The 12,695-nt window shown below is 66.4% G+C and carries 11 protein-coding genes; all 11 read left to right on the top strand.

Features of this window, described 5'->3' with window-relative positions; genetic code table 11:
- Positions 1 to 254: 254 nt before the first annotated feature.
- The gene (locus tag CWO89_RS31340; RefSeq protein WP_130582380.1) at positions 255 to 1,265 is read left to right on the top strand and encodes a branched-chain amino acid ABC transporter permease; all 1,011 of its coding nucleotides are present in this window, start codon (positions 255 to 257) and stop codon (positions 1,263 to 1,265) included.
- 1 nt (position 1,266) lies between these two features.
- Positions 1,267 to 2,337 (top strand): branched-chain amino acid ABC transporter permease, encoded by a 1,071-nt coding sequence (locus CWO89_RS31335; RefSeq protein WP_130582379.1) that lies wholly within the window; start codon positions 1,267 to 1,269, stop codon positions 2,335 to 2,337.
- Positions 2,330 to 3,112 (top strand): ABC transporter ATP-binding protein, encoded by a 783-nt coding sequence (locus CWO89_RS31330; protein WP_130582378.1) that lies wholly within the window; start codon positions 2,330 to 2,332, stop codon positions 3,110 to 3,112. The genes CWO89_RS31335 and CWO89_RS31330 overlap by 8 nt, the downstream gene beginning before the upstream one ends.
- Positions 3,105 to 5,321 carry an ABC transporter permease gene (locus CWO89_RS31325; RefSeq protein WP_130582377.1) on the top strand — a complete coding sequence of 739 codons (2,217 nt, stop codon included), beginning with the start codon at positions 3,105 to 3,107 and terminating at the stop codon, positions 5,319 to 5,321. Before CWO89_RS31330 ends, CWO89_RS31325 begins: the two co-directional genes overlap by 8 nt.
- 3 nt (positions 5,322 to 5,324) lie before the next feature.
- Positions 5,325 to 6,158: a phosphoenolpyruvate hydrolase family protein gene (locus tag CWO89_RS31320; protein WP_130582376.1), complete on the top strand. Its 834-nt coding sequence runs from the start codon at positions 5,325 to 5,327 to the stop codon at positions 6,156 to 6,158.
- 21 nt (positions 6,159 to 6,179) lie between these two features.
- Positions 6,180 to 9,062, top strand: a complete 2,883-nt coding sequence (locus CWO89_RS31315) for a flotillin family protein (protein ID WP_130582375.1) — start codon at positions 6,180 to 6,182, stop codon at positions 9,060 to 9,062.
- 9 nt (positions 9,063 to 9,071) lie between these two features.
- Positions 9,072 to 9,509 carry an SRPBCC family protein gene (locus tag CWO89_RS31310; RefSeq protein WP_130582374.1) on the top strand — a complete coding sequence of 146 codons (438 nt, stop codon included), beginning with the start codon at positions 9,072 to 9,074 and terminating at the stop codon, positions 9,507 to 9,509.
- 1 nt (position 9,510) lies between these two features.
- A complete protein-coding gene (locus CWO89_RS31305) occupies positions 9,511 to 9,954 on the top strand; it encodes an SRPBCC family protein (protein WP_130582373.1) in 444 nt (147 codons plus the stop codon).
- Positions 9,955 to 9,970: 16 nt separating this feature from the next.
- Positions 9,971 to 10,789: an FAD binding domain-containing protein gene (locus tag CWO89_RS31300; RefSeq protein WP_130582372.1), complete on the top strand. Its 819-nt coding sequence runs from the start codon at positions 9,971 to 9,973 to the stop codon at positions 10,787 to 10,789.
- A 19-nt stretch (positions 10,790 to 10,808) separates the two neighbouring features.
- On the top strand, positions 10,809 to 11,288 hold the full coding sequence (locus tag CWO89_RS31295; RefSeq protein ID WP_130582371.1) for a (2Fe-2S)-binding protein: 480 nt from the start codon (positions 10,809 to 10,811) through the stop codon (positions 11,286 to 11,288).
- 12 nt (positions 11,289 to 11,300) lie between these two features.
- A partial coding sequence (locus CWO89_RS31290) for a xanthine dehydrogenase family protein molybdopterin-binding subunit (protein ID WP_130582370.1) occupies positions 11,301 to 12,695 on the top strand: 1,395 nt, incomplete at its 3' end.

The raw sequence follows: 12,695 nt of genomic DNA, 5'->3' as shown, positions 1-12,695 counted from the left end.
TGCGGGAGAGGTCGGCGCGTAGCGCCGGGTGAGGGTTCTCTCCACACGGGGAGTCCCAATGCGGAGACAGCCTCACCCCAGCCCTCTCCCGCAAGCGGGAGAGGGAGCGCAGCGTCGCCTGCGGATGCAATTCGACCCCATCGTCAGCGCCGATAAAAGATACTCCCGGTCAAATCCGCCGCCTCGGCCCGCACTAGGATGCAAACAACGCGATCCGCAAAGACGATCGCGAGGCCTTGAGGGAACGCACGTCGATGGCACGGTTCATCGAACGCCATCCGGCACGGGCGCTGATCGCGATCGTCGCGATCGCGCTCCTGCTGTGGCTGGTCTTCGCGGTCTGGCCGCCGGGCCTGGAGCAGGCGATCGGCCGCAAGCGGGTCTTCCTCAACGCCGTCTTCAACGGCATCACGCTCGGCGGGCTTTATTTCCTGGTGGCGAGCGGCTTCACGCTGATCTTCGGCTTGATGCGCAACGTCAATTTGGCGCACGGCTCGCTTTACCTTTTCGGCGGCTATGTCGGATACGCCATCAGCGCCTGGACCGGCTCCTGGATCCTGAGCTTCGTCGTCGCCTTCCTCGCGGTCGCGCTCGTCGGCGTGCTCCTGCAGATCCTGGTATTCCGCCGCATGGAGGGCCAGGATTTGCGCCAGACCATGGTGACGATCGGGCTTGCGATCGTGTTCGCCGATTTGATGCTGTGGGTGTTCGGCGGCGACTTCTACCAGATCCCGACGCCGAGCTGGCTGATCGGCCCGGTGCAGCTTCCGTTCATCACCGCGGTCAAATCCTCCGGCGAGCCAGTCTATCTGCAATATCCGATGGTGCGGCTCGCGATCTTCGCCGCCTCCGTCATCATCGGCATCGCGATGTGGCTGGCGCTGAACCGCACGCGGATCGGCATGATCGTGCGCGCGGGCGTCGATGATCGCGACATCCTGGCCGCGACCGGCGTGCAGATCCAGGCCGTGTTCGTGCTGGTGTTCGCGCTTGGCGCGGGGTTAGCCGGCATCGCCGGCGTGGTCGGCGGCACATTTCAATCAATTTCGCCGGGCGAGGATACGCGCTTCCTGCTCGCCTCGCTCGTGGTGGTGATCGTCGGCGGCATGGGATCGATCCCGGGCGCGGCGCTCGGCGCCGTCATCATCGGCCTCGCCGAGCAGCTCGGCTCGGTCTACATCCCGACCTACGCCATCGTCGTGACCTTCCTGATCATGGTCGTGGTCCTGGCGCTGCGGCCGCAGGGCCTGCTCGCGAGGCGATGACATGTCGTTGACGCAGCTTCATGCACCAGCGACTGCGGTGGAACGTCCGAAGTTCCGCGCCTGGCCCGAGCTCAACAATCCCGCCGCGTGGCTGGTCGCGCTGATCCTCGTGATCATGCCGTTGATCGCCAACGGCTTCTTCCTGATCGAGATCTTCGGCACGACGCTGATCCTTGGCATCATCGCGCTCAGCCTGATGTTCCTCGCCGGCTATGGCGGCATGGTCAGCCTGATGCAGCTCACCATCGCGGGCTTCGCCGGCTACATGGTCGCGGTGTTCGGCGTCAGCGGCAACGCCAATATCAGCCTCGGCTGGCCGTGGTGGCTGGCGACGCCGATGGCGCTCGTGCTCGCGACGATCTTCGGCACGCTCGGCGGCGCGCTCGCGGTTCGCACCGAGGGCATCTACACCATCATGATCACGCTCGCGATCGGCGCGGCCTTCTACTACTTCACCAACCAGAACTGGGCCATCTTCAACGGCCATACCGGCATCAACACCGTCGCTACGCCGCAGTTCTGGAGCGTCGACTGGCGCTCCGATATTCCCTTCTACTACCTGATACTCGGCGTCGCCGCTCTCTGCTATTTCGCGGTCCAGTACGTCTCGCGCGCTCCGTTCGGGCTGGCGCTGCGGGGCGTGCGCGACAATCCCCGCCGCATGGCGGCGCTCGGCTTCAACGTCAACGCGCACCGTGTCGCCGCCTATGCGTTCGCATCCTTCATTGCCGGGCTCGGCGGCGTGCTTCAGGTTTGGAACTACCGGCAGATCTCGCCCGGCTCGGTCGGCGTCGAGCGCTGCATCGACATCCTGATCATCGCCGTGGTCGGCGGCATCACCCGGCCGGTCGGCCCCTTCATCGGCGCGTTGATCTTCGTCATCCTGCGCACCTTCGCGCTCGACGTCCTGATCAAGTTCGGGCTCGACGGCAACCGCTTCCGGCTCCTGATCGGGCTCGGCTTCCTCGCGATCGTATTTTGGTCGTCGGATGGCGTGATCGGCCTCTGGGAGCGCTGGCGCAGCCGCCACGCACGCGCTCCAAGCAGCACCGCGGGGCGCGGCCATGGATAGCGTCGCACACCGTCTCTCCGCGGTTGGTGCCGGCGCCGCGCTGGAGCTGCGCGGCGTGACGCGGTTGTTCGGTGCGCTCGCCGCGCTGACCGATGTGACGATGACCGTGCGGCCCGGCGAGCGGCGCGCGGTGCTCGGCTCCAACGGCGCCGGCAAGACCACGCTGTTCAACTGCATCACCGGCGATTTCCTGCCCTCCTCCGGCACCATCCGCTTCTTCGGCGAGGACGTCACGCGCTTCCCGCCCTATGAGCGCATCCGCCGCGGCCTGCGCCGCACCTACCAGATATCGGCACTGTTCCCCGGCCTCACCGTGCAGGACAATGTCTACCTCGCCTGCCGCGGCGTCTCGCGCGGACGCTTCTCCTTCCTGCGTCCTGGAGCAAACGACGCGCTGATGCATGCGACGGAAACGCTGGTGCAGGCGGTGCACCTGACACCGGTAAAGGACCAGCGCGTCGCCGAACTCGCCCACGGCCAGCAGCGCCAACTCGAAATCGCGCTCGCGCTTGCTGGTGCGCCGCGCTTCATCCTGTTCGACGAGCCGGCGGCGGGCCTGTCGCCGGCGGAGCGGCTCGAGCTGATCGAGATCCTGACCTCCCTTCCCGCCCATATCGGCTACATCATCATCGAGCACGACATGGACGTCGCGCTGCGCGTCGTCGAGAGCGTCACGATGATGCACAACGGCCGCGTCTTCAAGGAGGGCCTGCCACGCGAGATCGAATCCGACCCTGAAGTACAGGAGCTTTATCTCGGAGGCGGACATGAGTGAGATCCGCCGCGCCGCGCCCGCTTTGGAGGTCAGAGGCCTCGACGTCTACTACGGCCATTCGCATGCGCTGCAGGGCGTCGACCTGACGCTGGATTCTGGCGTGTTCTCGGTGGTCGGCCGCAACGGCATGGGCAAGACCACGCTATGCAAGACCATCATGGGCCTGGTGCGCGCCAGCGGCGGCTCCGTGCGCGTTCGCGGCGAGGACGTTACGCACATGAGCCCGGCCCGGATCGCGCGGCTTGGCGTCGGCTATGTGCCGCAAGGCAGGCGCCTCTGGCGCTCGCTCAGCGTCGACGAGCATCTGCAGCTCGCCGGCGGGATGCGCCGCGGCCCGTGGACGGTCGAGCGCATCTACGACACCTTCCCGCGCCTTGCCGAACGCAAGGAGCATGGCGGCAGCCAGCTCTCCGGCGGCGAGCAGCAGATGCTCGCGATCTCGCGCGCGCTTCTCACCAACCCGCATCTGTTGATCATGGACGAGCCGACCGAAGGTTTGGCGCCGGTGATCGTCGCGCAGGTCGAGGAGATGCTGATCCGGCTTGGCGAAGACGGCGACATGTCGGTGCTGGTGATCGAGCAGAACATCGGCGTGGCAACGGCGGTTTCGAAAAACGTCGCCATCATGGTCAACGGACGCATCAACCGCATTATCGATTCCGTGCGCCTTGCCGCCGACCGCGAGCTGCAGCAGCGCCTGCTCGGCGTCGGGCTCCACGGCGATGTTGCAGCCGATGTCGACGCGGGCCCTGCAAAGCCGGAGCCGGATGCCGCCTCGCAGCCCGCGCGCGCCAAGGGCCCGGTCCGCATCTACATCTCCAATCCGACGCTGCCGACACGCTGGTCGCAGCCGGTGCCGATCGCCCGCATCGAGGCAGCCGCGCGAACGCATTCGGCCGGCGTAACACGGCTGGAAGAGAGCACGCGGCGGCGGCGCGAACCGGCTGCCGCGCAGACCGCAGGCCCGCCGGTCGTGCTGGTCGTCGGCACGCTCGACACCAAGGGACCGGAACTGCGCTTCATCCGCGACATCATCGCGGCAAGCGGGCTGCGCTCCCGCCTGGTCGACGTTTCCACCAGCGGCAAGCAGACGACCTGCGATGTCTCCGCCCAGGAGATCGCGCTGAATCATGGTCGCGGCGGACCCGGCGTGTTCGGCGCCGATCGCGGCGCTTCGGTCAGCGCAATGGCGGATGCCTTCGCGAAATGGCTGCGCCGCCAGGGCAATGTCGCCGGCATCATCTCGGCCGGCGGCTCCGGCGGCGCCTCGCTGGTCGCGCCTGCCATGCGCAGCCTGCCCGTCGGCGTGCCCAAGATCATCATCTCTTCGGTCGCCTCGGGCGACGTCGGCCCCTATGTCGGGCCGGCCGACATCATGATGATGTATTCGGTGACCGACGTCCAAGGCCTCAACTCGATCTCGCGCGCGGTGCTCTCCAACGGCGCGAATGCGTTGGTCGGCATGGTGAAAGCACGTCTCGACGAGCGCGGCGCCCGGCAGCGCGAGACCGGCAGCGGCCTTCCCGCCGTCGGCATCACCATGTTCGGCGTGACCACGCCTGCCGTGCAGAAGATCGCGGCCGAGTTGAAGGACGATTTCGAGTGTCTCGTATTCCACGCCACCGGCGTCGGCGGCCGCTCGATGGAAAAGCTCGTCGATTCCGGCCAACTCGCTGCCGTCATTGATCTGACCACCACCGAAATCTGCGATCTCCTGATGGGCGGCGTCTTCCCGGCCACCGACGATCGCTTCGGGGCGATCATCCGCAGCCGCGTGCCCTATGTCGGCTCGGTCGGCGCGCTCGACATGGTCAATTTCGGTGCGCCCGACACCATCCCTGAGCGCTATCGCCAGCGCCAGTTCCACGTCCACAACCCGCAGGTCACGTTGATGCGGACGACAGTGGAAGAGAACGAACGCATGGGCCGCTGGATCGGCGAACGGCTGAACCAGATGGATGGTCCCGTGCGCTTCTTCCTGCCTGAAGGCGGCGTCTCCGCGCTCGATGCAGCAGGTCAACCGTTCTGGGACCCGGATGCCGATGCGGCGCTGTTCCAGGCGCTGGAGAGGACCGTGCGCCAGACCGGCAACCGCCAGCTCATCCGCATCAGGCGCAACATCAACGATCCCGAATTTGCGGCTGCAATCGTAGCCGCGTTCCGTCCTCTGCTCGGACGCGCCGGTGGACGGCGGAGAGTGGCGAGGTGACCCATGGCCAGGTTTGAACGCGCGGCGCTGTTGAAGAGGTTTCGCGACATGGCGGCCAGGGGCGAGCCGATCGTCGGCGGCGGCGCCGGCACCGGGCTCTCGGCCAAGTGCGAAGAGGCCGGCGGCGTCGACCTGATCGTGATCTACAATTCCGGACGCTATCGCATGGCGGGCCGCGGCTCGCTCGCCGGCCTCATGCCTTATGGCGATGCCAATGCGATCGTGCTGGAGATGGCGGGCGAAGTGCTGCCGGTCGTGACCAACACGCCGGTGCTCGCCGGCGTCAACGGTACCGATCCGTTCCGCGACATGGACCTGTTCCTGGATCAGCTCAAGGCGCTCGGATTCTCCGGCATACAGAACTTTCCGACCGTCGGCCTGATCGACGGCATATTCCGCGCCAATCTCGAGGAGACCGGCATGTCCTATGCGCTCGAGATCGAGATGATCGCGAAGGCACATGACAAGGACATGCTGACGACGCCCTACGTCTTCAGCGAGACCGAAGCGGCCGCGATGGCGATTGCAGGCGCTGACATCGTCGTCTGCCATCTCGGCCTGACCACCGGCGGCTCGATCGGGGCGCAGACCGCGCTCAGGCTCGAGGACTGCCCGGCCCGCATCGATACCTGGGCCGAGGCCGCGCTCAGCGTCAATCCGCACATCCTGATGCTCGCGCATGGCGGCCCGATCGCGGACCCCGCCGACGCCGATTTCATCATGAAGAAGACCCGCAAATGCCACGGCTTCTATGGCGCCTCCTCGATGGAGCGCCTGCCGGTCGAGCGGGCGCTCACGGATCAGGTACGCAAGTTCAAGATGATCGGCGCCCGCTAGCGCCGAGCAAGGGAGGTTAAGATGTCAGGGATTCTGATCGGCGAATTGATCCTCTGGCTCATCATCGCGATCATCGCGATCGTCGTTATCGTTTATATCGTCAACTGGCTGTACCACCGCTCGTCGAAGGAAGTGTCCTTCGTCCGCACCGGCTTCCTCGGCGAGCGCGTCGTGATCAATGGCGGCGCGTTCGTGCTGCCCTTCATCCACGACTATACGCCGGTCAACATGAACGTGCTGCCGATGGGGATCGTGCGCTCCAGGCAGGACGCCGTCATCACCCGCGACCGCATGCGCGTCGATATCGAGGCGGATTTTTACGTCCGCGTACAGCCGAGCCGCGAAGCCGTCTCGATCGCGGCAGCCACGCTCGGCCGCCGTACCATGGAGCCGGAACAGCTCCATACGCTCCTCTCCGGCAAGTTCGTCTCCGCCATCCGTTCAGTCGCCTCGGAAATGACGATGGAGCAGATGCACGAGCAGCGCGGCGACTACGTCGCCCGCGTCAAGGCCGCCGCCGCCGAAGCGCTTGCCCAGAACGGCCTTGAGCTCGAATCCGTCGCGATCACCGACCTCGACCAGACCGACCTCGAGTTTTTCAATCCCTCGAACCGCTTCGACGCCGAGGGCCTCACGCGCCTGATGGAAGACATCGAGGCCAAGCGCAAGCTGCGCAACGACATCGAGCAGGACTCGATGATCAAGATTCGCTCCCGCAATTTGGAGGCCGAACGACAGGCGCTCGAGATCGAGCGCGAGAGCGAGACGGCGCGGCTGGAGCAGGAGCGCGACATCGAGATGCGCCGCGCACTGCAGCGCACGGAAGTGGCGCGCGAACGTGCACTGCGCGAGACCGAGGCGGAGCAAGCCCAGATCACCGCGCGCGAGGCGATCGAGAAGGCGCGCATCGCCAACGAGCAGGCGATCACCGAAGCCCGTATCGCCTCCGAACGCGAGACCCGACAGAAGGAGATCGAGCGCACCCGTGCCGTCGAGGAACGGGAACTGCTGGCCCGCGAGGAGATCGAGAAAGCCAGGATCGCCAACCAGCGCTCGGTCGACACCGCGCGGATCGCCTCCGAGCGCGAAGTGCGCCAGCGCGAGATCGAGCGTATGCGCACGGTGGAGGAAGCCGAGATCGCGGCACGCGAAGCGATCGAGAAGGCGCGCATCCAGCAGGATCGCGTCGTCACCGATGCCCGGATCGCCAACGAGGAAGAGACCCGGCGGCGCGAGATCGAGCGCACGCGCACGGTCGAGGAAGCCGAGATCGCCGCGAAGGAGGCGACCGAGAAGGCGCGCATCAGCCAGACCATGACCGTCAACGTCGAGCGCATCGCCTCCGACGAACGCACCCGCGCGCTGGAGATCCAGCAGGTGCGCGCCATCCAGGAAGCAGAGATCGAGGCGCAGCGCGCAGTGGAAGCAGCGCGCATCGCCCGCGAGCGCACTCTTGCGGCCGAGAGAATCGCCGCCGAGCAGAATACGCGGCAATTGGAGATCGAGCGCAACCAGGCGCTGGAAGTCGCCGGCATCGCCGCGCGCGAAACGACCGAGGCCTCTCGTATCGCCCAGGAAGAACGCATCCGCTCGCTGGAGATCGCGCGCAACCGCGCCGTCGAGGAAGCCGACATCGCCTCGCGCGAAGCCATCGAGGCTGCACGCATCGCGCAGGAGAAGGCTGTTGCGGCCGAGCGCATCCAGGCCGAACGCGAGACGAGGGCCCTCGAAATCGAACGGACCCAAGCGATCGAGGCAGCCGACCTCAAGCGACGCGATGCGATCGAGCGCCAACGGATCGGGGTGGAACTTGCGCTGGAATCCGAGCGCATCGCTTCATCCAGGACACGCGAGGTGCTCAATATCGACCAGAAGAAGACGATCGAGATCGCCGACGAGGAGCGCGTGATCGCGCTGTCGGTGAAGCGTTCCGAGCGCATCGATGCTGACCGCCAGGTCAGGCAGGCGGAAATCGTGGCGCGCAAGGAAGTTGAGACTACCGACGTCTCGCGCGAGCAGGCGCTGGAGGCAGCACGGCTCGAACGCCGCCGTTCCATCGAGCAACTCGAGGTCGCCCGCGTCCAGTCGCTGCAGGAGGCCGAGATCGCCTCCCGCGAGGAGGTCGAGCGCGCCCGCATCGCCTCCGATCGCGGCCTCGACGAGGCCCGCGTCGGCCGCGAGCGCGATCTGCGCCGGCTCGAAGTCAACCGCGAGAAGGACGTCGAGACCGCCTTGATGGACAAGGCGATTGCCCTCTATCAGAAGTCGCTGGAGGAATCGGCGGCCAAAGTGGCGGCGGAAGACGCACGGGTGCGCGCGACTGAGGCCGCCGAGCGCGTCGTCACCGCACGCGAGAGCGAGATCGCACGCCGCCGCAAGACGGTGGAGGTGCTGCTCGCAGAGAAACAGGCCGAGGAGACGCGGATCGCCGCCGAGGCCGAGCGCGTGCGCGCCGCGGTGGAGGCCGAAGCGCAGCGGCTGCTCAACGAAGCCGAGAACGTGCTCACCGACCAGGCGCGCTACTCGCTGTTCCGCCGCAAGCTGCTCGACCGCATCGAGGGCATCGTGCGCGAGAGCGTCAAGCCGATGGAGAAGATCGAGGGCATCCGCATCCTCCAGGTCGACGGCCTCAACGGCAACGGCCACGGCAATGGCTCCTCCCGCAGCGCCACCGACGAGGTGATCGACTCCGCGCTGCGCTACCGCGTGCAGGCGCCGCTGATCGATTCTATCCTGTCCGACATCGGCGTCGAGGGCGGCAGCCTTGCCAAGATGCCCGGCCTGATCCGCGAGGCGCGCGACATGCAGGGCATCAAGGAGTCCGCGACCCGCAAGAGCGGTGAACCCAAGCCGCCCGCAAGTCCCGCCACAGGCGAGCCGCGCCCCCCGCGCAAGAAGGAGTGAGCACGCGCCATGGCCAGGGTCTATGTCTCCACCGTCGTCAATGCCCGCAATGATCGCGTCTGGGCCCGCGTGCGCGACTTCAATGGCCTGCCGAACTGGCATCCGGCAATTGCCGAGAGCCGCATCGAAGGCGGCGAACCCGCCGACAAGATCGGATGCGTGCGTGATTTCCGTCTGCGCAATGGCGACCGCATCCGCGAGAAGCTCTTGGGCCTGTCCGACTACGACATGTTCTGCACCTACTCCATCCTGGAGTCGCCGATGGGCGTGGAGAATTATGTCGCGACGCTGCGGCTGACGCCGGTGACCGACGGCGACCAGACGTTTCTCGAATGGGCCGCCGAGTTCGACTGCGCGCCGGAGCGGGAGGCCGAGCTCGTGGGCAATATCGGCGGCGGCGTGTTCCAGGGCGGCTTCGACGCCCTCAAGCGCGCGTTCGGAGGCTAGCGTGCCGCATATCGTCAAGAGCACGATCATCGATGCGCCGACCGACGCGGTGTGGGGCGTGCTCCGCGATTTCAACGGGCACGACCGCTGGCATCCGGCGGTTGCGACCAGCACGATCGAGCGTGCACACAGCTCCGACAAGATCGGCTGCGTCAGGCGCTTCAAGCTCAAAGACGGCGCGGAACTGCGCGAGCAATTGCTGGCGCTGTCCGACCTTGAACAGTCCTTCAGCTATTGCCTGCTCGATACGCCGATCCCGATGTTCAACTATGTCGCGCACGTCCGCCTGCTGCCCGTCACCGACGGCGACCGCACCTTCTGGCATTGGGAATCGCGCTTCACCACGCGGCCCGAGGACAGCGTCGACATCACGCAGATGGTGTCCGAGCAGATCTATCAGGCCGGCTTCGAGGCCATTCGCCGGCATCTGAAGGAGGCTGCATGAGCGCGGAGGAACGCCCATGACCGTCACTGTAAGGACCTTTGCCTCAACCGGCGAGGCCGCCGCTGTGCTGTCATCCGACCGCAGCGCGCGCTATCTCGGCGGCGGCACGCTGGTGATGCGCGCGCTGAACGAAGGCGACATCTCGATCTCCACCATCGTGCGCGCCAGCGACCATGCGCTGACGCGGATCGATGCGACCGGTTCCCGCGTCACGATCGGTGCGGGCGTCACCTTTGCCCGCATCCTCGCCGAGCGCGATCTCGCCTTCCTGCACGCAGCCGCTCGCTCGATCGGAGGGCCGGCGGTGCGCAACATGGGCACGGTCGGCGGCAATCTGTTTGCCACAGATCCATATGGCGACTTTACCGTCGCGCTACTCGCGCTCGACGCCATGATTTCCGTGCAGGGCGGCCTTGGCAGCCGCGACGTGCCGATCGAGGAATTCCTACAGACGCGCGACCGGCAGACCGGCACGCTCGTGCTCGCGGTTTCCTTTCAGAAGCCCGCGACCGCGGACGCATTCCGCTATCGCAAGATCGCCCGCATCAAGCCGAAGGGCGGCGCCGTGATCGCGCTCGCCGCGCATCTGCCTGTCAGCAACGGCCGCATCGCCGGCGCGCGCATCGCGCTCGGCTCGATGGCGCCGACGCCAATTCGCGCCCGTGCCGCCGAGCGGGCGCTGGAAGGACGCACGCTCGACGCTGCGACGATGGGTGCCGCCGCCGCAGCCGCGGTCGAGGGCACCTCGCCCGCCGACAATGCGCTCGCCTCCGGCTGGTACCGGCGCGAGATCGTCGGCGTTCACTTGAGACGTCTGCTGTCCGGTCAGGAATAGGATCACCAAGAGGATCACGATGGCCAAGACCGCCCTGCAATTCCGACACAACGGCCGCGACGTCGCGATCTTCGTCGATGGCGGCACCAATCTTCTGGTCGCGCTGCGCGAATTGATCGGCGACATGACGCCGAAATTCGGCTGCGGCCAGGGCGGCTGCGGCGCCTGCAGCGTCCTGATCGACGGCGAATTGCATCTCTCCTGCCTGACGCTGGCCGAGACGGTCGCCGGCCGTTCGGTCGAGACGCTTGACGGCATCAAGGACGGCCCGAACCTGCATCCGCTGCAGCGCGCCTTTGCCGACAACTTTGCCGCCCAGTGCGGCTACTGCACGCCGGGCATGCTGATGGCCGCCAAGGCATTGCTTGACCGCAACCCGCAGCCGAGCCGCGCGGAGGTCGTCGAGGCGATCTCGGGCAATATCTGCCGCTGCACCGGCTACGAACCCATCATCAATGCCGTGCTAGCCGCCGCCTCCACCGGCCGGGCCCGCGCTTGAAGGACTTAAGCCATGCTGGAATTGCGCAAGGATCTCTTCGCCGACGAGCGCGACGACAATCTGAAGGAAATCGGCAAAGGCACGCAGCGGCAGGACATGCTCGGGCATGTCACGGGCACCTCGACCTATTTCGACGACCACAAGCTGCAGGGCATGCTGCACCTGAAGGTGGTTCGCAGCACGCATGCCCATGCGTGGCTGCGCCGCATCGACACCAGCGAGGCCGAGCGCTCCGCGGGCGTGCGCCGGATCATCCGCGGCAGCGACGTGCCACGCAACCTCAACACCCTGCTCAGCCTGATCAATTTCGGCAAGGACGACGAGCCGTCGCTCGCGGTCGAGAAAGTGCGCTACAAGGGCGAGCCGATCGTCGCCATCGTTGCCGACAGCCCGCGCGAAGCCTATGAGGCGATGGCGAAGGTCAGGATCGACTACGAGCCGCTGCCCGCCGTGTTCGACGTCGAGGACGCGCTGAAACCCGGCGCGCCTGTTGTCAACGAGACCTATCCGAAGAACGCGTTCATCTATCACGATGTCTACGATCACCAGAAGCTGCGCTTCGGTGATGTCGAGCGCGGCCTCGCCGCGGCCGACCATGTGCTGGAGCAGCGCTACCAGATGTCGCCGATCGAGCACGCGCCGACCGAGACCAACGGCTCGATCGCTGCGCCCGACACCAACGGCCGCTACATCGTCTACACCTCGACCCAAGCGCTGTTCTTCTCGCTCGACACCTGCGCGAAGATTCTCGACGTGCCCTCGAACACGTTCCATTTCATCGGCGGCACCGTCGGCGGCGGCTTTGGCGGCAAGGTCGATACGCTCACCGAGCCGCTTTCTATCCTCGGCGCGATGCTGACGGGACGTCCGGTGCGCTATTTGTTCGGGCGCGAGGAAGAAATGCAATATGGCCCGCCGCGCGGGGCCGAGCGCATCTACATCAAGGACGGCGTCATGCGCGACGGACGGATCGTAGCGCGCAAGATCCGCGCTTTTTTCGACAGCGGCGCCTATACGCGGCTGTCGAGCTACGCCGCCGTCAAATGCGCCGCGCATCTGCCGGGACCCTACACGATCCCCAATGTCTATGGCGACGTCTATTGCGTCTTCACCAACCGCACGCCCGCGACCGCGATGCGCGGCTTCGGCGTCACCGCGATGGATTTCGCGATCGAGTGCCAGATGGACAAGCTCGCGCATCTCGTCGGCATGGACCCGATGGAGTTCCGCATCCTCAACGCCTATCGCGACGGCGACATGAAGGCGCATCGCCGCGAGGCCAAGAACACCGCGTTGATCGAATGCGTCCAGGTCGCCGCCGAGAAGGCCAAATGGCCGATCCGCGAGGAGTTCAAGCGCGCCTCCTCGCGCAAGGACGGCGGCGGCAGCCGCGCGGCGATCCCGCCG

It is taken from the genome of Bradyrhizobium sp. Leo170, assembly GCF_004296405.1.
Lineage (GTDB): Bacteria > Pseudomonadota > Alphaproteobacteria > Rhizobiales > Xanthobacteraceae > Bradyrhizobium.
This window is presented reverse-complemented; position numbering and strand designations above follow the sequence as displayed.